We start from the raw sequence: 20,658 nt of genomic DNA on the forward strand, positions 1-20,658 counted from the left end.
CTCAGGCGAGTCGTACGACCGCCCTGGACATGCCCAGCACCTTCTGCCCGGCGCAGGTCGCGGTCAGGTCCACGCGCACCGTGTTGTCGTCGAGCTTGGCGGCGACCTTGCCGGCCACCTCGATCACGGCACCCTGGTCGTCGTTCGGGACGACGACCGGCTTGGTGAAGCGGACGCCGTACTCGACGACCGCGCCCGGGTCGCCGGTCCAGTCGGTGACCACCCGGATCGCTTCGGCCATGGTGAACATGCCGTGCGCGATGACGTCCGGCAGGCCGACCTCCTTGGCGAACTTCTCGTTCCAGTGGATCGGGTTGAAGTCACCGGAGGCGCCCGCGTACCGGACGAGGGTCGCGCGGGTCACCGGGAAGGTCTGCGGCGGCAGTTCGGTGCCGACTTCGACGTCGACGTAGGAGATCTTGGCGGTCATGGTGTCGCTCACGCCTCCTCGGCCGCACGGGCCACGAGCTTGGTCCAGGCCGTCACCACGTGCTCGCCGGCCTCGTCGTGCACCTCACCGCGGATGTCCACGATGTCGTTGCCCGCGAGGGACTTGATCGCCTCGATGGTGGAGGTGACCGAGAGCCGGTCGCCGGAGCGGACCGGGCGGCGGTAGGAGAACTTCTGGTCACCGTGCACGACGCGGCTGTAGTCGAGGCCCAGCTGCGGGTCCTGGATGACCTGACCGGCGGCCTGGAAGGTGATCGCGAAGACGAAGGTCGGCGGGGCGATCACGTCCGGGTGACCGAGTGCCTTGGCGGCCTCCGCGTCCGTGTACGCCGGGTTGTCGTCCCCGACCGCCTCGGCGAACTCACGGATCTTCTCCCGGCCCACCTCGTAGGGCGCGGTGGGCGGGTACGTCCGCCCCACGAAGGACTGGTCGAGCGCCATGGCTCGGCACCTCCTGGTAGCTCTACTGACCGGTACGGGTACCTCAACGACGCGAGGCCGTCCCCGATCACTCGGGAACGGCCTCGCGTACGAGCCTGATTTATCGCGTTTCGCGGTGCGCGGTGTGCGCGTTGCAACGCGGGCAGTGCTTCTTCATCTCAAGACGATCCGGGTTGTTACGCCGGTTCTTCTTGGTGATGTAGTTCCGCTCCTTGCACTCCACGCAGGCCAGCGTGATCTTCGGGCGGACGTCGGTGGCAGCCACGTGAGTGCTCCTAAGACGAACGGATGGACATGTTCAACGCAAGCAAGAGTAGCCGATCGAAGGACCGACCCCGCAATCGGCTACTGTCAGTAGCGGTGACCGGACTTGAACCGGTGACACAGCGATTATGAGCCGCTTGCTCTACCGACTGAGCTACACCGCTTTGATGTGGTCCGGACCCCGTCTCGCGACGGGAGCCAGTCACACCAGAGCCCCAAAACGGAATCGAACCGTTGACCTTCTCCTTACCATGGAGACGCTCTGCCGACTGAGCTATTGGGGCGAGCGATGAAGACATTACACGCTCGGCCGCCGTTCGCCCAAATCCGTTTCGAGGCACCCTCCCCGGGCGCTCGGACCGTCCTCCCGGCAGCCTCGAGAACGCCTCCCGCCCCATGAGCGGACCTTCAGCGGAGCATGGCGGGACCCGGGGCGGACCACCGGCAGACCACGCCGGTACGACTATTGCGCTCCTCCCCGCCAGGGGCTTGAGGCCGCCCTAGGCTCGTCTCACTCTGCGTGATCACGCGTCCTCCCGTGCGCAGCCCGAGCCCCTGGAGTGCGATGCCCGACAGCCGGCCGCAGCCACCACCGCCCCCGTCGTCCTCGCCGGGTCCGGCCGACCCGTCGTCGCTGCTGCTGTGCGGGGCGCGGCTCACCGACGGCCGGACCGTGGACGTACGACTGTGCGGCGGGCGCATCGAGGCGGTCGGCACGGCCGGCAGCCTGGGAGCGGGCGACAAGCGCGCGTGCGGGGCACGTGTGAACCTCAGCGGCTATCTGCTGCTGCCGGCCCCGGCCGAGCCGCACGCCCACGCCGACACGGCCCTGTCGGCCGACACCGCAGGGCCGGTCTCGTACGAGCCGCAGGACGTGCAGCGCCGGGCGACGGAGGCCGCGCTGCTCCAGCTCGGGCACGGGGCGACGGCGCTGCGGGCGCACGTGCGCGTGGGGGACGTCCAGGGCCTCGGCGCGCTGACGGCCGTGCTGCAGGCGCGGCGGGCGCTGCGAGGGCTTGCGGAGCTGACGACGGTGGCGATGCCCCGGGTGCTGACCGGGGTGGCCGGCGCGGACGGGCTGGCGATGCTGCGGGACGCGGTGAAGATGGGCGCCTCGGTGGTGGGCGGCAGGCCGGACCTCGACCCGGATCCGGCGGGGTACGTGGAGGCGGTCCTGGAGATGGCCTCCGAGCACGGCTGCCCTGTCGACCTGCACACGGACGCCGGGGACCCGGCCCGGCTGGCCCGGCTCGCCGCGATGGCGGGCGGACTGCGCCCCGGGGTGACCCTCAGCCCGTGCGGCGACCTGGGCCGGCTGCCCTCCGAGGTGGCCTCGCGGACGGCCGACCAACTCGCGGCGGCCGGGGTGGCCGTGGCGTGCCTGCCGCAGGGCGGCTGCGGCGGTGTCGACCGGCGCGGGGCGGCTCCGGTACGGCTGCTGCGCGCGGCCGGGGTGCGGGTGGCCGCCGGGAGCGGGGCGCTGCGGGACGTGTCCAACCCGGTGGGGCGCGGCGATCCCCTGGAGGCGGCCTTCCTGCTGGCCTCGCGCTACGGGTTGCCGCCCGAGGAGGCGTACGACGCGGTGAGCTCCTCGGCGCGGGCGGTACTGGGGCTGCCGGAGGTGCGGGTGGAGGCGGGTTTCCCGGCCGAGCTGCTCGCGGTGCGCGGGGAAGGGCTCGCGGGGGTGCTGTCCCTGGCGTACAGCCGGATCGTCGTACACCAGGGGCGCGTGGTGGCACGGACCAGCGCGGTGCGCGAGTACTGCAGTTCGGCGGCCTCGGTCGAACTGGGGCTGCCCCGGCAGGGGCGGGGCGAAGTGCCGTAGGCCTGCGGCGGGGCGAAGGGCGTGAGCCCGCGGCAGGACCGGGGCCAGGGGCCACGGATCTGCGGCGGGGCGAGGGGGCGTAAGCCCGCGGCAAGACCCGGGGGCCAGGGGCCGCAGGTCTGCGGCGGGGCGAGGGAGCGTAAGCCCCGGCAGGGCAGGGTGCCGTAGGCCTTCGGCGGGGCGAGGGGCCGTAAGCCCGCGGCAAGACCGGGGCCAGGGGCCGCAGGTCTGCGGCGGGGCGAGGGAGCGTAAGCCCCGGCAGGGCAGGGTGCCGTAGGCCTTCGGCGGGGCGAGGGGCCGTAAGCCCGCGGCAAGACCGGGGCCAGGGGCCGCAGGTCTGCGGCGGGGCGAGGGAGCGTAAGCCCCGGCAGGGCAGGGTGCCGTAGGCCTTCGGCGGGGCGAGGGGCCGTAAGCCCGCGGCAAGACCGGGGCCAGGGGCCGCAGGTCTGCGGCGGGGCGAGGGAGCGTAAGCCCCGGCAGGGCAGGGTGCCGTAGGCCTTCGGCGGGGCGAGGGGCCGTAAGCCCGCGGCAAGACCGGGGCCAGGGGCCGCAGGTCTGCGGCGGGGCGAGGGAGCGTAAGCCCCGGCAGGGCAGGGTGCCGTAGGCCTTCGGCGGGGCGAGGGGCCGTAAGCCCGCGGCAAGACCGGGGCCAGGGGCCGCAGGTCTGCGGCGGGGCGAGGGAGCGTAAGCCCCGGCAGGGCAGGGTGCCGTAGGCCTTCGGCGGGGCGAGGGGCCGTAAGCCCGCGGCAAGACCGGGGGCCAGGGGCCACAGGCCTGCGGCCGGGCGAGGGGGCGTAACCCCCGGCAGCAGGGTGCCGTAGGCCTTCGGCGGGGCGTGGTCCAAGTCGTGCGGCGGAGGGGGCTGTCGAGGCGTACGGTCGAAGGCATGCGCATTGTCATCGCTGGTGGTCATGGTCAGATCGCGTTGCGGCTGGAGCGGCTGCTCGCCGCGCGCGGGGACGAAGTAGCGGGGATCATCCGGAAGGCCGAACAGGCCGACGAGCTGCGGCAGGCCGGTGCCGACCCGGTCGTGCTCGACCTCGAGTCGGCGTCGGTCGACGAGGTCGCGGAGCGGCTCAGGGGCGCCGACGCCGCGGTCTTCGCGGCGGGCGCGGGGCCGGGCAGCGGGGCGGCCCGCAAGGACACGGTGGACAAGGCCGCGGCGGTCCTCTTCGCGGACGCGGCGGTGAGGGCGGGCGTGCGGCGCTTCGTGGTCGTGTCGTCCATGGGCGCCGACCCGCGTCACCAGGGTGACGAGATCTTCGACGTGTATCTGCGGGCCAAGGGCGAGGCGGACGCGTACGTGCGCGGCCTGGACGCCCTGGACTGGACGATCCTGCGCCCCGGCCAGCTCACCGACGACGCCGGGACCGGTCTCGTACGGCTGGAGGCGCGCACGGGCCGCGGTCCGATCCCGCGCGACGACGTGGCCGCCGTGCTGGCGGAGCTGGTGGACACCTCGGCGACGGCCGGCCTCACTCTGGAGCTGATCGGCGGGCCGGTGCCGGTGTCCGTGGCGGTGAAGTCGGTGGCCGGGAACTGAGGTTTCGCGGCCGGCGACTCGTCGGGGCCTAGAACAGAGGCAGTTGGCCGGGAAAGTCCGGGACCGTGTAGCCGTCCAGGGACGGCTGCTCAGGGCCGGGGCGGGCCTGGCGGCGGGATCCCGGGCACGAGGTGAGTTCGCCGTGCTCGCGGGCGCCGGGCGGGTCGTGGCGTGCGTACCGCCCGGCGACCACGGCGATCTCGCGGCGGCACTCGGGGCAGAGTCTGCGGCGGGAGGGCATGGGGCCAGTGTGCCGCGCGGGTCGGACAGTCATGCCCCTCCCCCGCGGCGGCCGGCCCTTTTCACGTGCCCCCTGTCAGGTCCCTTGCGGCGACTGGCTCCCTTTCACGTGCCCCCTGTCAGGCCCCTTGCGGCGACCGGCCCCCTTTCACGTGCCCCCTGCGCACGCGTTTCCGCGCCGATACGATTGCTTAAGTCAACCCCGGGTACGGGTGTGGACGACCACGACATCGAACTGGCCCACGCCGTCGGCGAGTAGCCGCCCTGGGCCGGGGTGGGCGTGGGCGCGGGTGAGCATGGGCGCCGGTGGTGGGCGCGCCGGTGGGCATGGGCGCCGGTTGCGGTGGGGCGCCGGTTGGGGTGGGGCGTCCGGCCCGCCCGCACACCCCACCCCCACCGGCCGCACGAAGCCACTTCAGCCGGTTGCCGATCCGAACCACCCGGGCAGCCGGTCGAGCAGGTCCTGCTGGTCGTCGCCGACCCATGCCACGTGTCCGTCCGGTCGCAGCAGCACGGCGGGCACGTCGAGTTCCTCGCTGACGTCGACGACGTGGCCGACCCGGTCCGACCAACCCGCCACCGACAGCCGGCCGCCGGTCTGGTCGAGCAGCAGTCCGCGGCCGTCACGCATCCGCTCGTAGAGGCGGCCCCGCTGCAAGCGCACGTCCCGCAGCCTCCGGCCGAGCAGTTCGTGGCCCTCGCCGCAGTCGTAGCGGACGGCGATCGCGGTGACCTTCTCGATCAGGAGCCGGTTCACGTCCTCGAAGTCCATCAGCTCCGCCAGGAGCCGGCGCACGGCCTGCGGTCCCGGTTCGGGCGCCAGCAAGTGCATCTGCGCGCGGGTGTTGTCCAGCACTGCGGCGGCCACCGGATGGCGCTCGGTGTGGTAGCTGTCCAGCAGCCCTTCCGGTGCCCAGCCGAGCAGTTCGGCGGCCAGCTTCCAGCCGAGGTTGAAGGCGTCCTGGAGGCCGAGGTTGAGCCCCTGCCCACCGGTCGGCGGGTGAACGTGCGCGGCGTCGCCGGCCAGCAGGACCCGGCCCGTGCGGTAGCGCTCGGCCTGCCGAGTGGCGTCGCCGAAGCGGGAGAGCCAGCGCGGTGAGTGCACACCGAGGTCGGTGCCGGCGAACTTGTGCAGCTGCTGCCTGAACTCCTCGAAGGTCGGCGGGACCGAGCGGTCCTCGGCCACGCCCTCGGCGGGCACGATGACGCGGTGGACCCCGTCTCTGATCGGCATGGCCCCGAACCGGAAGTGGGTCTTGCGGACTTCGGCCATCACGGTCGCCAGTTCCTCCGGCGACGCGGCCACCTCCATCTCGCCCAGCAGCGTCTCGACCCTGGAGGGCTCGCCGGGAAAACCGACGCCGAGCAGCTTGCGCACCGTGCTGCGACCGCCGTCGCACCCGACGAGGTAGCGGGAGCGCAGCCGCGTGCCGTCGGCCAGTTCGGCGGTCACACCGTCGTCGTCCTGGCTGAGCCCGACCAGTTCGCAGCCGCGCCGGACCTCGGCGCCGAGCTCGGCCGCGTGCTCGGCCAGCAGGCGGTCGGTGACGGGCTGCGGGATGCCGAGGACGTACCCGTGCGCGGTGTCCAGCCGGTCGGGTGCCGGCTTGGCGAGTCCGGCGAAGAAGCCGCCGAGCGGGTGCTTGCTGCCCTCGGCGAGGAAGCGTTCCAACAACCCGCGTTGGTCGAGCATCTCGATGCTGCGCACATGGAGGCCGAGCGCGCGAACATACGGGGTCGGCTCCGCCTCCTTTTCCAGCACGAGCACACGCACGCCGTGCAGCCGCAGCTCCCCGGCCAGCATCATTCCGGTCGGACCACCGCCGGCAACGACCACATCGATCAAGGCAGACCCCAATTTTCGCCCGTTTCTGACTTCAGGCCGAAGATTGTGCGGCACCACGGGGGCCTTGCCGCAAGGCCCCCCATGCGCTATACGTTGAGAGTGGCAAGGAGCAGGTGACTCCTTGCCTTTCTCATGTGCGCCGACCCCTCTCTCCTCTCTGCGTAACGGCAGGTCAGATGCCTTCCTGCAGGCCGCTGTGCATGGCCGTTGACGTGAGGGAGTCGATTTGAGGAAACGTCGTTTGATGGAACGAGGAAAGCCCCCTCTCATCTGCTTCTGTGGAGATGAGAGGGGGCTTCCCGGTTTTACGGGGCCAATGGCCGGGCCGGGGAAGGGTGAACTCGAGATCCCGGCCCGGTTGCCGAGGGCGTCAGCGCACGTCGACGTAGTCGGCCGCGCCGGTGGCGACGCCGGTCGTGGAGTTGCCGTAGTACACCCAGCGGAAGGAGCCGTCGACCGAGGCGGTGACTGTGGTCTTCAGCCCCCCGGTGCTGCTGGTGGTGGCCTTCTTGAGCGTCTTGTAACTGTCGGTGCCCTTGGCGCGGAACTGGAGGCTGACCGTACGGCCGCTGTAGGCGTCGTACTTCTTCGTGCTCCAGTTCGCCCGGGTCAGCTTGCCCGTGACGGTGATCGTCTTGCCCTTGGTGACCGGCTCCGGCGAGGCGTCGGTGGTGGCCTTGGCCGCGCGCTTGAGCTGAGCGGTCGTGGACCGCGTCTCCAGTTCCCCGGTCTTGAGGCCGCCGTCGGCTTTCCACAGCTTCAGCGAGACGCCGACCTTCCAGGTCGTGGCGTCGCTGTTGGAATCGACGTGTTCCTGGCTCGGGTGCGGGTCGATGTAGAGGTCGCCCTCACAGCGAGCGTGCTTGGAGTCGATCTCGTAGCAGGTGTAGCTGCCCGGCTGGATGAAGTTCTCGCCCGAGTCGGCCGCCGTCTTGATGCTGCCGCGGTAGAGGAAGGGGTACGCGTCGTAGCGGGAGGGGTCTGCGGTGCTGTACCCGGAGGGCAGCGCGATGTTGAAGCTGATGGGCGGCTCCACCACCTTCGACGTGCCGACGACGATCGGCTTGCCGTTGTTGATGACGATGTCCGACACGGTGATGCCGGTGTCCGCCGCCTGAGCCGCCGGCGCATTCAGCACCGAAAGTCCCAGCGCCCCCGCGAGCGTGGCCACCGCGACGGTTCGTCTGCCTGTTTTCATTACACCTCTTCAGAAGGGTGCCGTTACGAGAGGCGGCAGCCTATCTCTGACGCGTTCATGCCCTCCGGCCTGGGGAGTGGAAGTGATCATGCTCACGCCTCGGCGGACATCTGCGGCACCCTGGGTGGACCGGAGGCTGGGGCCGAGGGCCGGGGCGACCAGGAGGGAAGACGAGGTGGGTGATGCTGACCGTAGACAGCGAAAACCCCCTCCGACCAAGTGAGTAACCTGATGAGAGGGGGTCTTCCCCAGTGTGGCGGCGCCAGGATTCGAACCTGGGAAGGCTGAGCCGGCAGATTTACAGCGAGCTCAGGTTGTGGCGGCTGACCTGCGGTTTTGCACAGTTCGCCCACTGCCGGGGGACACGTGGGGGAATCCGGGCACGGCAGGCTGGTGAGCACGTCGACCCCATCGGCCTGCGTCGGCACTGTCCAGGCTGCGCGTGTTGCTCTCGTATGCCGTCGTTGCCGTCAGCGCTGCCGGACGCTTCGTGCCGGCTAGAGACAGCCCAAGCGGGCGTGCCGCGGGTGAGTAGGCGTCGACCATGGAGCGCCTCCTGACCAGACCGTCAGCCAACTGCAACAACTTGTCGAACGGGACGTCTCGCTGACCTCAACTATGGCAATCTTTCTCGTGCGCCAGAGTGAAGGGGTAGCCCATGGCATACCAGGCCACAACGCTGCACTTGCTGATCTCCTGCCCGGGAGACGTCACCAAAGAAGACCGAGAGGTAATCCATCGGTCAGTAAACCGATGGAACGTCAACTATGGGCAGCATTTCCAGCTGACAATTCTCCCTATCTGGTGGGGGGAGCATGCTTCTGGAGGATTTGGCGAGCACCCTCAGGACACCATCAATCGACAACTCGTCGACGGTGCAGATATGGCCCTTGCTATCTTTTGGACGCGTTTGGGAACAGGATCGGACCGGGCAGTCTCGGGCACAGCCGAAGAAATTGAGCGTATGGCTCGCGCTGGCAAATCAGTGACTATTTTGCACTGCACCCGACCGGTGTCCAACAGCGACCTTGATCAGCAAATTGCCTTGCGTGACTACCTCAGAAGCCTGGAACCGAACGCCTTGGTGATGACCTATGCTGACGAGGCCGAACTGGCGAGCAGGATCGATAATCTTTTGAGCAGGCAGGCAACGCTGTTTATGGCGAGGGCTTCCGGCGCAAGAACCCATACACCAGAGGAAGACCCCGGAGTATGGCCGAGTGTGGACTTCAGGGAAAGGGTAGAAACAGACTCAAAAGGAAGGGTCCGCACTCGCAGGTCTCACTTCATCGTACTCACAAACAAGGGGCGCACTCCAGCAAGGAATGTGACTTTTTCCATCGAGCCGGACGATGACATGGTCCTACGCGACGACGACCAAGCGATCGATGTGATCGCCCCCGACTCGGAGATTCGGTTCCCACTCGCACTAACCATGGGCAGCCCTAGCCAATTCAACTGCACCGTCAGGTGGCAGGGTCCAGATGGAGCAGAAAGGGACAACATGGCTACCCTGCGCCCTGTTTAGCTTTGGCTTTTTACCGTAGCTGTCCGTTCTGTGAACACACAGTGTTAGAATACCCGCCATTAAGAGAGGCGAGGTATGGACATGGAACGCCCGAGGGCCTTTATCAGTTTCCGCATGGAAGATCGCTGGGCCCGGGACTTCCTGAAGGAACGTGCGCGAAACACGCAAAACCAAGTGGAGTTCATCGACTACTCGATTCAAGACCCTTCCGACTCGTCATGGAAAAAGCAGTGCAAGCGCAGGATTTCCGAGACGAGGGGAACCATCGTTCTGATCGGGGCAACTACACACCAGTCGGAGCCGGTGGAATGGGAGATCAAGGAAACCCTTGAGCAAGGCCATCAACTCTTCGGAATTCAGGTGAATGATGGAGAAACACACCCGATTCCGAACGGCCTCCCCCCTGAGAGCGTGATCCGATGGGACTTCACTCAAATCTCTTCATGGCTCTCAACATGGGTGTGATGAATGAACTACCTTGAGCAGGTGGCCGCTGACATTCGGGCTGAGATTCCAGGCTCCGTCTTACCTCACGTCAACGTGGATGACTTGCTCAACATGTATGCGGCACTCGTTCTCGCCAAGGGCGTGGACGTAACCGCTTCAGACGTACATGACGTCTGGAGTGCCTGGCAGATGAAGCATGACCCCTCCCACGCCCATCTTCTTCCGTACGACCAACTTCCATCATCGGTGCAACAGCAGGACGCGGCTTTCGTGGTGGCTATTCGGAAGGTGGCCGAGCAGTTGCCGGGCCAGGATCGGGTCACCCAGGCACTGGTTCCGTACGGCCCTCCAGTGACGGAAGAGGATAAGGAGCGAATTTTTGAGCTATACAAACTTATGGTACAGAGCTCAGAAGGACTTGTAGGCCGCCGTCAGGGCGTGAATACTTTCTTCATCACGGCGAATGGCGTGATCCTGACAGGGCTCGGCTTCTTCATCAAGGCAGGAGGAAGCCAAGTACTCAAATCTGTTGGTGTCCTCGTGATCGCACTGACAGGACTTATCCTCGCCCACGCCTGGAAGAGTCTCATCGTTTCATTTGGGCAACTTAATACAGGAAAATTTGCGGTAATTAATCGCCTTGAACGCTTTCTGCCTGCCGCAATCTTCTATTCCGAGTGGGAGGCTCTAGAGCGGGGCCAGAACCCCAAGGTATACCGCTCTTCCACATCGCGTGAAATCTGGGCACCCCATCTGCTAACCGCTCTGTATGCCCTTGCGGCTACAGGTGCATCCCTAGTTGCCGTCGGTCTCTGGAAACCATGAACTGACAGGCGACGCAGTGTTGTCAAGTACCGCGGGGCCGACCGGCCCAGCCGCAGAAGGTTTCTCCCCGGATGCCCGCGCGGGGGCATCCGGGGAGACAGGAAAATCAGGGTGAACTGATGTCTGTCCTGGCCTCACTTGCCGGGGCGGGCAGCAACGTCGGCCGGCATGAGTCGGCTCGTGAAGCCTTCGACGCACAGCCGCTCAAAGGCGGCTACAACGGTGTCTGGCACGTCCTGCTCGATGGCCAGGCCCACCCTTGGGAAAACCAGCACCCGTTGCAGGGCGCCTACGACCATGTCGATCACCATGCGAGCGTCTCCGATGGAAGCGGCGTACTCCTTCAAGCCCATCGGCGTAGACGCGCACACCACTTCGACCTCGGGCCAGAGCTTCCGCATCATGGAGTACGAGCGTCGCTCTTCGTACGGCTTGCTCACGAGTAGGACAGACGAGACCTCGATGTCGGCCTCTGCCAGCACCGCTTTCGTGAAGTCGATGTTCTCGCCGGTGTTCGTGGCACGCGGTTCCAGGAGTACCGCGGACTCGGGCACTCCTAGCTGCAACGCCCGCTCGCGGTAGTGGACAGCTTCACCGCGCGGCATGCGCGCCCGGGTCGTCGGGCTGGTGGCCCCCGTGAAGACGATGACCGGCGCCATGCCCTGGTGGTACAGCTCCGCTGTCACGTCGGCCACCCCGAGGTCGTGACTGCCCAGCCCCACCGCCACCGAACACGGCCGTGGGGCATGGTGCATGGAGTGGTAGTCCCACAGGAGTCGAGCATCCGCCCATGTCTGTGCCGAGATCATTCCTGCCCCTTCTTGGTCCTGTGCCGAGTCGGGAACGTTGAAGTCGTACTCCCACGCGAAGCGAGAAGCGGCGTGAATGCCCACCGCGAACTCAACCACCGTGCGATCTGCGGTGTACGTGGTCCGGTGCAGCTCGACCACGGGCTCGTCGGCGGGGAGCTATAGGAGCTGCACTTCGTCCGTTGTCGGGACGCGAGCGAACAGGGCCTCCCTCATGTGGTCGATCTCGTATTCGGCGTCGTAGAGGACTCGGTACCCGCCGCCACGGCCGGCAGGCCCTGGCGTCGGGTCGACGATGCGCGTGCCCTCGACGTGCTCCGGCCTGTAATAGCTGGTGAGGGTGTGAGTTGGCTGCACTCCTTCCTTCACGAGTCGGGCGCGTGCGTACACCTCGGAGCCGACTGGGACACCCAGCCCCTCGGCTACGAGGTTGTCTGCCTCGACACGGCTCACGGTCTGCGTCTGCTCGTTGCGCTTGTATGCGCGTCCCGACGCGACGCGGTCAGCGATGAACGCGACTTCGTCACCGTCGCGCCATTTCGCCTTGTCGTACCGGGCGATACCCAGCCGCTTGAGTGCAGTGCGAGGACGCACGACGGTGCCACGTCCACGCGTCGACGTCACAAGGCCTTCAGCCTCCAATGCCTTAAAGGCCTTGTGAACGGTCTCCTTTGAGCCTTCCCCCGCCTCCACTAGCTCTCTGATCTGGGGCAACTGGGCGCCCGGCGGCAACTGACCGCTCTTGATCTGCTCCGCGAACCTGTCCGCCAGGTCGCGTCGCCGACTTCATGGAGCCGACGGCCGCTGAGCTGGACGCGATCGAGCAGGAGATGCCCGTCATCCTGGCGGACGTCGACCTGTTGGACGCGCAGATCATCACCCTGGACCGCATCCCCACCGAGCTGGACAATCGGCGCCTTCGCCGGGCCCGCCGCCGGGCGCTGGCCGCGTGCATCGCGCTGGCCAACCGCACCGGCGCTGCCCTGCCCGGGGGTGCGGCATGAGCACCACCACACGGAGCCTGACGGCCGCGCACGCTGAGGTGAAGGCGGAAATCACGCGGACCGACACCAAGACCGGTCTGCTGCTGGCGTTCGTCGGCGCAGTCCTGGCCGGCGTCTGGACGGTCGCCCGCGACCTGCCCCTGACGCTCCCCGCCTACATCGAGGGCGGGCTTGGGATGGTGCTGCTGGTCGTGGCGGCTGGTCTGCTGCTGCGGTCGACCCGGCCGAACCTGCGCGGTCGGCACGGGTTCCCGCTGTGGGCCACGCTCACCGCCGAGGAGATCACCGCCGCCGTCGCGACCGACCTGGTCACCGACATTGGCTGGCTCAGTTCCGGGGTGGACGCGATGGAGTGCGCCCGGCGCGCTGGCCACAGCATCGCGGTGCTGCACAAGGTGTACGCCAAGGTGCTCGACCAGACGCGGGAGCGTGCGAACGACCGGAACGACGCAGCCCTGCGGGAGTGGAACGAGCCAGCGTGATGATGCTCACCCCCGGGGGACGCCTGGGGGACACGCACTGATCAACCCTGGGATACGGGCGGTACGAGGTGAGACACGTCCACGCCCCGTCCACGCCCCGTCCACACCGAAGCGAACAGGAGGAGCCAACGAGAAACCCCCTCTGACCAGGACCTAACCTGATCAGAGGGGGTCTTCCCCAGTGTGGCGGCGCCAGGATTCGAACCTGGGAAGGCTGAGCCGGCAGATTTACAGTCTGCTCCCTTTGGCCGCTCGGGCACACCGCCGGGGTTGCTGCCTGTCGAGCCGCTCTTTCGCGGCGCTCCGTGGCAACGACGTAAACAATACCTGATGCCGAGGGGTGCTTCGCCACCCGATTGATCGGCGCTCGGAGGGCCGGGGGTGGCTAGGCTTGTCCGGATGCGGCCCGGGACCTGAACGGGCCCTGCGACCGCCCCCACACGCCGGTACGCACGATACGCACCCCGATACAAGGAGCCACAGGACATGGCCGACTCCAGTTTCGACATCGTCTCGAAGGTCGAGCGGCAGGAGGTCGACAACGCACTCAACCAGGCCGCCAAGGAGATCTCGCAGCGCTACGACTTCAAGGGCGTGGGTGCCTCGATCTCGTGGTCCGGGGAGCAGATCCTCATGGAGGCGAACTCCGAAGACCGGGTGAAGGCCATCCTCGACGTCTTCCAGTCCAAGCTGATCAAGCGGGGCATCTCGCTGAAGGCTCTGGAGGCGGGCGAGCCTCAGCTCTCCGGCAAGGAGTACAAGATCTTCTCGTCGATCAAGGAGGGCATCTCCCAGGAGAACGCGAAGAAGGTGGCGAAGACCATCCGCGACGAGGGCCCCAAGGGCGTGAAGGCGCAGGTGCAGGGCGAGGAGCTGCGGGTCAGCTCCAAGAACCGTGACGACCTGCAGGCCGTCATCGCCCTGTTGAAGGGCAAGGACTTCGACTTCGCCCTGCAGTTCGTGAACTACCGGTAGGTCCGGCCCTCCGGCCCCGCGCTCGCACGGACACCCGATGGGTGGGCACCTCCGGTGCCCACCCATCTTGTCGGCCGGCTGCCGTCGGCAGGCCCGTCAGTCGCGCGAGTTGCCGAACAGGAGGCGGTAGGCGATCAGGAGGACGAGCGATCCGCCGATCGCCGCAGCCCAGGTCGCACCGTCGTAGAAGCCCTTGCTGATCGGGTGGTCCATCCAGCGGGCCGAGATCCAGCCACCGATGAACGCGCCCGCGATGCCGATCAGGGTGGTGCCGATGAGACCGCCCGGGTCGCGCCCCGGCAGCAGGAACTTCGCGATGGCTCCGGCCAACAGTCCCAGGATGATCCAGCTGATGATGGTCATGCCGTGAACCTGCCCTTTCACGCTGTGCCCGCACTGTCCCGGCCGTGTGATCCCGCTTTCGGCAGGCAGGGGCCTGTGCGTCGTACGTCGGGTGTCCCGCGCGCGGCCTCCTCGCCCCGCACGTTCACGCCGTGTTGGTGGGGAGGACGCCACGGCCCCGCCCGTCGGTTGCACTGATCAGTAAGGTGCGACGCATGACAGCCTCCGACCCTGGACTGCGCCGCACCCTCGGCGTGGGCGACGCCGTCGTCATCGGACTCGGCTCGATGGTGGGAGCCGGGATCTTCGCCGCCCTCGCGCCGGCCGCGCACGCCGCCGGCTCCGGGCTGCTCCTCGGGCTGGCCGTGGCCGCTGTGGTCGCGTACTGCAACGCCATGTCGTCGGCTCGCCTCGCCGCCCTGTATCCGGCCTCGGGCGGTACCTATGTGTACGGGCGGGAGCGGCTCGGGGAGTTCTGGGGTTATCTCGCGGGCTGGTCCTTCGTGGTCGGAAAGACGGCCTCCTGTGCGGCGATGGCCCTCACCGTGGGCACGTACGTCTGGCCGGAGCAGGCGCACGCTGTCGCGGTCGGGGCCGTGGTGGCACTGACCGCGGTGAACTACGGCGGTGTCCAGAAATCCGCCTGGCTCACGCGGGTGATCGTGGCGCTCGTCTTGTCTGTCCTCTCCTGTGTGGTGGTCGTGTGCCTGGCATCCGGTGAGGCCGACGCCGGGCGGCTGGACATCGGGGCCTCGGGTGGGGCGGACGGGGTGCTGCAGGCGGCCGGTCTGTTGTTCTTCGCCTTCGCGGGGTACGCCCGGATCGCGACCCTCGGCGAGGAGGTGCGGGATCCGGCGCGCACCATTCCGCGCGCGATCCCGCTGGCGCTGGGCATCGCCCTGTTGGTCTACCTGTGTGTCGCGGTGGCTGTCCTTTCGGTACTGGGGTCGGGTGCTCTCGGGGCCACGACGGCGCCGCTGGCCGATGCGGTACGGGCGGCCGGGGCACCCTGGCTCGTGCCGGTGGTGCGGGTCGGTGCAGCCGTGGCCGCGCTGGGGTCGCTGCTGGCGCTGATCCTGGGGGTGTCGCGGACGACACTTGCGATGGCACGGGACCGGCATCTGCCGAGAGCGCTGGCCTCCGTACATCCGCGGTTCCAGGTGCCGCACCGCGCGGAGCTGGCGGTGGGTGCGGTGGTCGCGGTCCTGGCCGCCGCGGTGGACGTCCGGGGCGCGATCGGGTTCTCCTCCTTCGGTGTGCTGGCGTACTACGCCGTGGCCAACGCGTCGGCCTGGACCCTTTCTTCGGCACCTTCGGCGAGGGTGGTGCCGGCGGTGGGGCTGGCCGGGTGTGTGGTGCTGGCCTTCTCGCTGCCCCGGGTGTCGGTGGTCGTGGGCGCGGGGGTGCTGGTCGTGGGGGTGGTTGCGTACGCCGTGCGGCGCTGGAGGCAGGCAGGGGCCGGGGCAGGGGCACGGTAGGACCGGCTTCCACGACGGCCCGGGCTTTCAGGTGCCTCTCGGCTCGGGCGTTGCACGGGCTCTCAGCTCGGGCGTTGCACGGGCTCTCGGCTCGGGCGTTGCACGGGCTCTCAGCTCGGGTTATTCACGGGCTGCCGCCGCGGGGTCCAGCGGCACCTCTCATCGGGGCGGACGGCTCGGGGCACGGAGTGCCGCCCGCCCAGCGGGTGTTGTGCGTCTCGGTCGTCACTCGGGTCGGCAACTGCTCGATCGCGGTCATGGGTTCATCATGCAGGCCGCCGCTGACAGTCGGGCGGGCCTGTGGACAACCCCCGGCCTGTGGACAACGGAGGGTCGGCGCCTGTCCGTCAGCGCACTGCGAACGGCTCGTTCGTCCGCACGATGTCTCGGCCCAGCGGGAGCAAGGAGACCGGGATGAGTTTGAAGTTGGCGATGCCCAGCGGGATGCCGATGATCGTGACGCACAGGGCGATGCCGGTGGCGATGTGGCCCAAGGCGAGCCACCAGCCCGCGAGCACCAGCCACAGCACGTTGCCCACACAGGACGGCGCGCCCGCGTCACGGCGCTCGATCGTCGTGTACCCGAAGGGCCACAGGGCGTAGACGCCGATGCGGAAGGCCGCGATGCCGAACGGGATGCCGATGACGGTGATGCAGAGCAGCAGGCCCGCGAGCATGTAGGCGAGGAACAGCCAGAAGCCGCTCAGGACGAGCCATATGACGTTGAGTATGGTCCTCACTGGTTCCCACCTGCCATCTTCTCGAGCCGGGCGATTCGTTCCGCCATCGGCGGGTGCGTGGAGAACATCTTCGAAAGGCCCTGACCGGGCCGGAACGGGTTCGCGATCATCATGTGACTGGCGGTCTCGATGCGCGGCTCGGGCGGCAGCGGGAGTTGCTTCGTGCCGAGTTCGAGCTTGCGCAGGGCGCTGGCCAGGGCGAGTGGGTCGCCGGTGAGCTGGGCGCCGGAGGCGTCCGCCTGGTATTCCCGCGAGCGGCTGATGGCCAGTTGGATGAGCGAGGCGGCGAGGGGGCCCAGAAGCATGATCAGCAGCATGCCGAGCAGACCGGGGCCGTCGTCGTCGTCCGAGCGGCCGATGGGGATCAGCCAGGCGAAGTTGACCAGGAACATGATGACGGAGGCGAGGGCGCCGGCGACCGACGAGATGAGGATGTCGCGGTTGTAGACGTGGCTGAGCTCGTGGCCGATGACACCGCGCAGCTCGCGCTCGTCCAGCAGACGCAGGATGCCATCGGTGCAGCACACCGCGGCGTTGCGTGGATTGCGGCCCGTGGCGAAGGCGTTGGGTGCCTCCGTCGGGGAGATGTACAGGCGCGGCATGGGCTGGCGGGCCTGGGTGGAGAGCTCACGGACCATGCGGTAGAGCGCCGGGGCCTCGAACTCGCTCACCGGGCGGGCGCGCATCGCGCGCAGTGCCAGTTTGTCGCTGTTCCAGTACGCGTACGCGTTGGTGGCCAGTGCTACCAGGACGGCGATGACGAGCCCCATGCGGCCGAAGAAGCTGCCGATGACGATGATGAGTGCGGACAGTCCTCCCAGGAGTATCGCTGTCCTGAGCCCGTTGTGCCGGCGGTGCACGGTACGCCCTCCAAGTCGTGCGGCAGGGGGAACCTCGCTTGCTGAATCTGCGGTGCCACTGGTGCCGTGTTCTCACGTCCAGTGGACCCTCCCGTACTGGTCAACGCCAGGCGGGAGGCTCAAGTTCCCTGGTGCGTGCGGCGGTGGGGGTGGACCGTCCGGGTGACGGCGCCGGAAGCGGCACGCGCGCGTGGGGGCGAGTGCCCCGCACGCGCGCGGTGTAAGCGTCCTGCCGGTGGGGCCGCTGTGTCCGGAACGGGGTTCAGAAGAGGCCGGTGTCGGTGAAGCGCAGGATCAGCTGCGGTGCACCGGACAGGGCGATGCCGAGGACTCCGGTCAGGGCGATCGCGGCGGTGACCGGTCCGGGGACACGGTGCTTGTCGGGTTCGCCCTCGGGGGCGCGGAACAGCAGGGCCGTCCACTGGAGGTAGTAGAACAGCGCGATGACGACGTTGACGGCCATGACCACGGCCAGCCAGCCGAGACCGGCGTCGACGGCCGCCGAGAAGACGGTGACCTTGGCGAAGAGCCCGATGATGCCCGGCGGCAGTCCGGCGAGGCAGAGCAGGAAGAACGCCAGGAACAGCGCGGACAGCGGGCTGGAGGCGTACAGGCCGCGGTAGTCGGAGACTCGGTTGAGGACCTTCGTGCGGCCTACGAGCGCGGCCACCGCGAAGGCGCCGAGGTTCACGGCGCCGTACATCAGGGCGTAGGCGACGGTGGAGCCGATCGACTTCTCGGCGTCCCCGGAGTACGCGGCGGCGGCGATCGGCACCAGGAGGTAGCCGGCCTGGCCGACGGAGGACCAGGCGAGCAGGCGTACCGCGCTGTACGCGCGCGTGGCCTGCTGGCGCAGTGCTCCGGCGTTGCCCACGGTCATGGTGAGCGCGGCCAGGGCTGCCAGGGCGGGGCCCCAGACGTCGGCGTACGACGGGAGGGCCACGACCGTGACGAGGATGAGACCGCTGAAGCCGACCGCCTTGCCGATGACCGACAGATAGGCCGCGATCGGCAGGGGTGCCCCCACGTAGGTGTCGGGCACCCAGAAGTGGAACGGCACGGCGGCCGTCTTGAAGGCGAAGCCGACGAGGGTGAGGACGACGCCGGTCTGGGCGAGGGTGTGGAACTGCCCGTCGACGTGTCCGATGCGGTCGGCGACCTGGGTGAGGTAGAGGGTGCCCGTGGTGGCGTAGACGAAGCTGATGCCCATCAGGCTGACCGCGGTCGCGGTGACCGAGGACAGGAAGAACTTCAGGGCCGCCTCGGAGGACTTCCGGTCGCCGTACCTGAGGCCGACCAGCGCGAACGCGGGCAGGGAGGCGACCTCCAGGGCGACGATCAGGGTCGCGAGGTCACGGGAGGCGGGCAGGAGGGCGGCGCCGGCCGCGGAGGACAGCAGCAGGAACCAGTACTCGCCTTCGGGGAGGTCCTTGCGGGCATCCTTCAGGGCGGTGACCGACAGGAGGGCTGCCAGGAGGGCGCCGCCGAGGACCAGGAACTGGATGACCAGGGTGAAGCGGTCGGCCGTGTAGCTGCACGCGGTGGCGTCGCCGGTCAGGCAGAAGGTGCTGCGGTCGCCGTCGAGGAGGGGCAGCAGCATCAGCGTGGCGGCGGCCAGTCCCGCCACGGATGTCCAGCCGAGCAGGGCCTTGCGCTGTTCGGCGACGAACAGGTCGGCCACCAGGACGACGAGTCCGACGATCGCCGCGATGGTGGGCGGGGCGATCGCGAGCCAGTCGACGGACTGGACCAGCGACGCCGCCAGGTTCTGGGCCGGGGAGCTCATCGAGTGCCTCCTGCGAGGAGCTGCTGGACGGCCGGGTCGCTCAGGCCGAGGAGGGCCCTGGGCCACAGACCCGCGACGACGGTGAGGGCCACGAGCGGGGTCCACGCTGCGAACTCGTAGGAACGGACGTCGGGGAGCGTCGGGGCGTCCTGGGGCAGGGCGCCCATGCAGACGCGGCGGACGACGATCAGCAGGTACGCGGCTGTCAGCAGCGTGCCGAACGCGCCGATCGCCATGAAGGTGAGGAAGGCCGGGCGGCTGAGGCCGGCGGCGGGCCGGAACGCGCCGAACAGGGCCAGCATCTCGCCCCAGAACCCGGCCAGGCCGGGCAGGCCGAGCGAGGCGACGGCGGCGAAGGCGAGCAGGCCGCCGAGGCGCGGGGCCTTGCCGTAGAGGGCGGCCCCGGTCTCCTTGGCGAGGGTGTCGAGGTCGGTGGTGCCGGTGCGGTCCTTCAGCGCGCCGACCAGGAAGAAGAGCAGGCCGGTGATGAGGCCGTGGGCGATGTTGGCGAACAGGGCGCCGTTCACGCCGGTCGGGGTCATCGTGGCGATGCCGAGCAGGACGAAGCCCATGTGGCCGACGGAGGAGTAGGCGATGAGGCGCTTGAGGTCGCCCTTCGCGCCCTGCTTGGCTAGGGCCAGGCAGGCCAGGGATCCGTAGATGATGCCGACGACGGCCAGGGCGGCGAGGTAGGGCGCGAAGGTGCGGAACCCGTCGGGCGCGATGGGAAGCAGGATCCGGACGAATCCGTACGTACCCATCTTCAGCAGCACGCCGGCGAGGAGGACCGAGCCGACGGTGGGCGCGGCGGTGTGGGCGTCCGGCAGCCAGCTGTGCAGCGGCCACATCGGCGTCTTCACCGCGAGCCCGATCCCGATCGCCAGAACGGCGATGAGCTGCACGGATGTGCTCAGCGACCGGCCGTTGTCAGTGGCGAGTGCCACCATGTCGAACGTGCCCGCCTTGATCCCGATCAGGAGCAGGCCGAGCAGCATGACCACGGAGCCGAGCAGGGTGTAGAGGATGAAGCGCCAGGCCGCCTGGCTTCGTCCCTCGCCGCCCCAGCGGGCGATGAGGAAGTACATCGGGATGAGGACCATCTCGAAGGCGAGGAAGAACAGCACCAGGTCGAGGACGGCGAAGGTCGCGAGTGTGCCGGCTTCGAGGACGAGCAGCAGGGCGACGAAGGCCTTCGGGGTCGGGCCTTCGGGCATCTTGAAGTACGAGTAGAGCGCGCAGAGGAAGGTCAGCAGCGCGGTCAGGACCAGAAGGGGGAGGGAGATGCCGTCGATGCCGAGGTGGATGCGTACGTCGAGTGCGGGGATCCAGCTGATGTCCGTGCCGGCCTGCATCTTCGACGGCTGGTCGTGGTCGAAGCCGAGCGCGAGGACGATCGCCGCGATGAGGATCGCGCCGGTGACGGTGACGCCGTGCCGGAGCACCGCCTGCTCGGGTGACTTTCCCTTCAGTCCGGGCGGGGCGGGCAGGAGAGCCGCGACGGCGCCCAGGAGCGGGCCGACGACGACGAACGCCAGAAGGAACTGCATCACGGACTCGTTGATATCGATCACGCCT

At 68.5% G+C, this 20,658-nt stretch carries 21 protein-coding genes, 4 tRNA genes and 1 pseudogene; 9 read left to right on the forward strand and 17 right to left on the reverse strand.

Annotated elements, in window-relative coordinates; all coding sequences use genetic code 11:
• Position 1 precedes the first annotated feature (1 nt).
• From FDO69_RS33030 to FDO69_RS33050, 5 genes are all read right to left on the reverse strand, one after another.
• Positions 2–430: a MaoC family dehydratase gene (locus FDO69_RS33030; protein ID WP_104785777.1), complete on the reverse strand. Its 429-nt coding sequence runs from the start codon at positions 428–430 to the stop codon at positions 2–4.
• A gap of 8 nt (positions 431–438) precedes the next feature.
• The gene (locus tag FDO69_RS33035; protein ID WP_104785564.1) at positions 439–891 is read right to left on the reverse strand and encodes a MaoC family dehydratase N-terminal domain-containing protein; all 453 of its coding nucleotides are present in this window, start codon (positions 889–891) and stop codon (positions 439–441) included.
• A gap of 100 nt (positions 892–991) precedes the next feature.
• Positions 992–1,156 (reverse strand): 50S ribosomal protein L33, encoded by a 165-nt coding sequence (gene rpmG / locus FDO69_RS33040; protein ID WP_003948671.1) that lies wholly within the window; start codon positions 1,154–1,156, stop codon positions 992–994.
• A 90-nt stretch (positions 1,157–1,246) separates the two neighbouring features.
• Positions 1,247–1,319 (reverse strand) — tRNA-Met (locus FDO69_RS33045).
• Between the two features lie 47 nt (positions 1,320–1,366).
• Positions 1,367–1,439: transfer RNA gene (locus FDO69_RS33050), tRNA-Thr, on the reverse strand.
• 281 nt (positions 1,440–1,720) lie between these two features.
• Here FDO69_RS33050 and FDO69_RS33055 point away from each other — a divergent pair.
• Together FDO69_RS33055 and FDO69_RS33060 are read left to right on the forward strand one after the other, a co-directional pair.
• Positions 1,721–2,980 carry an amidohydrolase family protein gene (locus FDO69_RS33055; RefSeq protein ID WP_104785567.1) on the forward strand — a complete coding sequence of 420 codons (1,260 nt, stop codon included), beginning with the start codon at positions 1,721–1,723 and terminating at the stop codon, positions 2,978–2,980.
• Positions 2,981–3,866: 886 nt separating this feature from the next.
• A complete protein-coding gene (locus tag FDO69_RS33060; RefSeq protein ID WP_104785570.1) occupies positions 3,867–4,523 on the forward strand; it encodes an NAD(P)H-binding protein in 657 nt (218 codons plus the stop codon).
• Positions 4,524–4,551: 28 nt separating this feature from the next.
• Here the strand turns inward: FDO69_RS33060 and FDO69_RS33065 are convergent, their stop codons facing one another.
• From FDO69_RS33065 to FDO69_RS41025, 4 genes are all read right to left on the reverse strand, one after another.
• A complete protein-coding gene (locus FDO69_RS33065) occupies positions 4,552–4,764 on the reverse strand; it encodes a hypothetical protein (protein ID WP_104785573.1) in 213 nt (70 codons plus the stop codon).
• 414 nt (positions 4,765–5,178) lie between these two features.
• Positions 5,179–6,609, reverse strand: coding sequence for a rifampin monooxygenase (rox, locus tag FDO69_RS33070; RefSeq protein WP_104785576.1), 1,431 nt, complete (start codon positions 6,607–6,609; stop codon positions 5,179–5,181).
• Positions 6,610–6,979: 370 nt separating this feature from the next.
• Positions 6,980–7,807, reverse strand: coding sequence for a hypothetical protein (locus FDO69_RS33075; protein WP_104785579.1), 828 nt, complete (start codon positions 7,805–7,807; stop codon positions 6,980–6,982).
• Positions 7,808–8,061: 254 nt separating this feature from the next.
• A tRNA-OTHER gene (locus FDO69_RS41025) sits at positions 8,062–8,164 on the reverse strand.
• Between the two features lie 301 nt (positions 8,165–8,465).
• Between FDO69_RS41025 and FDO69_RS33080 the strand changes: the two genes are divergently transcribed.
• The 3 genes from FDO69_RS33080 (at position 8,466) to FDO69_RS33095 (ending at position 10,607) form a co-directional block, all read left to right on the forward strand.
• A complete protein-coding gene (locus FDO69_RS33080; protein ID WP_138430245.1) occupies positions 8,466–9,335 on the forward strand; it encodes a hypothetical protein in 870 nt (289 codons plus the stop codon).
• Between the two features lie 75 nt (positions 9,336–9,410).
• Positions 9,411–9,800 carry a TIR domain-containing protein gene (locus tag FDO69_RS33085; protein WP_199838345.1) on the forward strand — a complete coding sequence of 130 codons (390 nt, stop codon included), beginning with the start codon at positions 9,411–9,413 and terminating at the stop codon, positions 9,798–9,800.
• A 3-nt stretch (positions 9,801–9,803) separates the two neighbouring features.
• Positions 9,804–10,607, forward strand: a complete 804-nt coding sequence (locus tag FDO69_RS33095; RefSeq protein ID WP_199838346.1) for a RipA family octameric membrane protein — start codon at positions 9,804–9,806, stop codon at positions 10,605–10,607.
• A 134-nt stretch (positions 10,608–10,741) separates the two neighbouring features.
• Here the strand turns inward: FDO69_RS33095 and FDO69_RS33100 are convergent, their stop codons facing one another.
• Both FDO69_RS33100 and FDO69_RS33105 read right to left on the reverse strand, forming a co-directional pair.
• Positions 10,742–11,416: a YdcF family protein gene (locus FDO69_RS33100; protein WP_104785786.1), complete on the reverse strand. Its 675-nt coding sequence runs from the start codon at positions 11,414–11,416 to the stop codon at positions 10,742–10,744.
• A 6-nt stretch (positions 11,417–11,422) separates the two neighbouring features.
• Positions 11,423–12,187: pseudogene (locus FDO69_RS33105) on the reverse strand (GntR family transcriptional regulator); the annotation flags it as partial.
• 17 nt (positions 12,188–12,204) lie between these two features.
• On the opposite strand from FDO69_RS33105, the gene FDO69_RS33110 reads away from it, so the two are divergent.
• The gene (locus tag FDO69_RS33110) at positions 12,205–12,420 is read left to right on the forward strand and encodes a DUF6284 family protein (RefSeq protein WP_104785585.1); all 216 of its coding nucleotides are present in this window, start codon (positions 12,205–12,207) and stop codon (positions 12,418–12,420) included.
• Positions 12,417–12,902 carry a Pycsar system effector family protein gene (locus tag FDO69_RS33115; protein WP_167526727.1) on the forward strand — a complete coding sequence of 162 codons (486 nt, stop codon included), beginning with the start codon at positions 12,417–12,419 and terminating at the stop codon, positions 12,900–12,902. Before FDO69_RS33110 ends, FDO69_RS33115 begins: the two co-directional genes overlap by 4 nt.
• Before the next feature lie 184 nt (positions 12,903–13,086).
• Here FDO69_RS33115 and FDO69_RS33120 read toward each other — a convergent pair.
• Positions 13,087–13,168, reverse strand: a tRNA-Tyr gene (locus FDO69_RS33120).
• 220 nt (positions 13,169–13,388) lie between these two features.
• Here FDO69_RS33120 and FDO69_RS33125 point away from each other — a divergent pair.
• Entirely contained in the window at positions 13,389–13,877 is a 489-nt protein-coding gene (locus FDO69_RS33125) for a YajQ family cyclic di-GMP-binding protein (protein ID WP_031108414.1), read from the forward strand.
• A gap of 96 nt (positions 13,878–13,973) precedes the next feature.
• Here FDO69_RS33125 and FDO69_RS33130 read toward each other — a convergent pair whose 3' ends face one another.
• Positions 13,974–14,240, reverse strand: coding sequence for a GlsB/YeaQ/YmgE family stress response membrane protein (locus tag FDO69_RS33130; protein WP_104785587.1), 267 nt, complete (start codon positions 14,238–14,240; stop codon positions 13,974–13,976).
• Between the two features lie 194 nt (positions 14,241–14,434).
• Here FDO69_RS33130 and FDO69_RS33135 point away from each other — a divergent pair, with 194 nt between their 5' ends.
• A complete protein-coding gene (locus FDO69_RS33135) occupies positions 14,435–15,697 on the forward strand; it encodes an APC family permease (protein ID WP_104785590.1) in 1,263 nt (420 codons plus the stop codon).
• Between the two features lie 347 nt (positions 15,698–16,044).
• Here the strand turns inward: FDO69_RS33135 and FDO69_RS33140 are convergent, their stop codons facing one another.
• The 4 genes from FDO69_RS33140 to FDO69_RS33155 form a co-directional block, all read right to left on the reverse strand.
• Positions 16,045–16,437, reverse strand: a complete 393-nt coding sequence (locus FDO69_RS33140; RefSeq protein ID WP_104785592.1) for a YccF domain-containing protein — start codon at positions 16,435–16,437, stop codon at positions 16,045–16,047.
• On the reverse strand, positions 16,434–17,297 hold the full coding sequence (htpX, locus tag FDO69_RS33145; RefSeq protein WP_033309007.1) for a zinc metalloprotease HtpX: 864 nt from the start codon (positions 17,295–17,297) through the stop codon (positions 16,434–16,436). The genes FDO69_RS33140 and htpX overlap by 4 nt, the downstream gene beginning before the upstream one ends.
• Positions 17,298–17,559: 262 nt before the next feature.
• Entirely contained in the window at positions 17,560–19,083 is a 1,524-nt protein-coding gene (locus FDO69_RS33150) for an NADH-quinone oxidoreductase subunit N (RefSeq protein WP_104785595.1), read from the reverse strand.
• Positions 19,080–20,654 carry a complex I subunit 4 family protein gene (locus FDO69_RS33155; RefSeq protein WP_104785598.1) on the reverse strand — a complete coding sequence of 525 codons (1,575 nt, stop codon included), beginning with the start codon at positions 20,652–20,654 and terminating at the stop codon, positions 19,080–19,082. Before FDO69_RS33155 ends, FDO69_RS33150 begins: the two co-directional genes overlap by 4 nt.
• Positions 20,655–20,658 lie beyond the last annotated feature (4 nt).

It is taken from the genome of Streptomyces tibetensis (genome assembly GCF_007655005.1).
Lineage (GTDB): Bacteria > Actinomycetota > Actinomycetes > Streptomycetales > Streptomycetaceae > Streptomyces > Streptomyces tibetensis.

What these genes read in the sequence shown, in the direction of transcription:
- FDO69_RS33030 (WP_104785777.1), bottom strand. Translation starts at nt 430, where the DNA reads ATGACCGCCAAGATCTCCTACGTCGACGTCGAAGTCGGCACCGAACTG.
- FDO69_RS33035 (WP_104785564.1), bottom strand. Translation starts at nt 891, where the DNA reads ATGGCGCTCGACCAGTCCTTCGTGGGGCGGACGTACCCGCCCACCGCG.
- FDO69_RS33055 (WP_104785567.1), top strand. Translation starts at nt 1,721, where the DNA reads ATGCCCGACAGCCGGCCGCAGCCACCACCGCCCCCGTCGTCCTCGCCG.
- FDO69_RS33060 (WP_104785570.1), top strand. Translation starts at nt 3,867, where the DNA reads ATGCGCATTGTCATCGCTGGTGGTCATGGTCAGATCGCGTTGCGGCTG.
- FDO69_RS33065 (WP_104785573.1), bottom strand. Translation starts at nt 4,764, where the DNA reads ATGCCCTCCCGCCGCAGACTCTGCCCCGAGTGCCGCCGCGAGATCGCC.
- FDO69_RS33075 (WP_104785579.1), bottom strand. Translation starts at nt 7,807, where the DNA reads ATGAAAACAGGCAGACGAACCGTCGCGGTGGCCACGCTCGCGGGGGCG.
- FDO69_RS33080 (WP_138430245.1), top strand. Translation starts at nt 8,466, where the DNA reads ATGGCATACCAGGCCACAACGCTGCACTTGCTGATCTCCTGCCCGGGA.
- FDO69_RS33085 (WP_199838345.1), top strand. Translation starts at nt 9,411, where the DNA reads ATGGACATGGAACGCCCGAGGGCCTTTATCAGTTTCCGCATGGAAGAT.
- FDO69_RS33095 (WP_199838346.1), top strand. Translation starts at nt 9,804, where the DNA reads ATGAACTACCTTGAGCAGGTGGCCGCTGACATTCGGGCTGAGATTCCA.
- FDO69_RS33100 (WP_104785786.1), bottom strand. Translation starts at nt 11,416, where the DNA reads ATGATCTCGGCACAGACATGGGCGGATGCTCGACTCCTGTGGGACTAC.
- FDO69_RS33110 (WP_104785585.1), top strand. Translation starts at nt 12,205, where the DNA reads ATGGAGCCGACGGCCGCTGAGCTGGACGCGATCGAGCAGGAGATGCCC.
- FDO69_RS33115 (WP_167526727.1), top strand. Translation starts at nt 12,417, where the DNA reads ATGAGCACCACCACACGGAGCCTGACGGCCGCGCACGCTGAGGTGAAG.
- FDO69_RS33125 (WP_031108414.1), top strand. Translation starts at nt 13,389, where the DNA reads ATGGCCGACTCCAGTTTCGACATCGTCTCGAAGGTCGAGCGGCAGGAG.
- FDO69_RS33130 (WP_104785587.1), bottom strand. Translation starts at nt 14,240, where the DNA reads ATGACCATCATCAGCTGGATCATCCTGGGACTGTTGGCCGGAGCCATC.
- FDO69_RS33135 (WP_104785590.1), top strand. Translation starts at nt 14,435, where the DNA reads ATGACAGCCTCCGACCCTGGACTGCGCCGCACCCTCGGCGTGGGCGAC.
- FDO69_RS33150 (WP_104785595.1), bottom strand. Translation starts at nt 19,083, where the DNA reads ATGAGCTCCCCGGCCCAGAACCTGGCGGCGTCGCTGGTCCAGTCCGTC.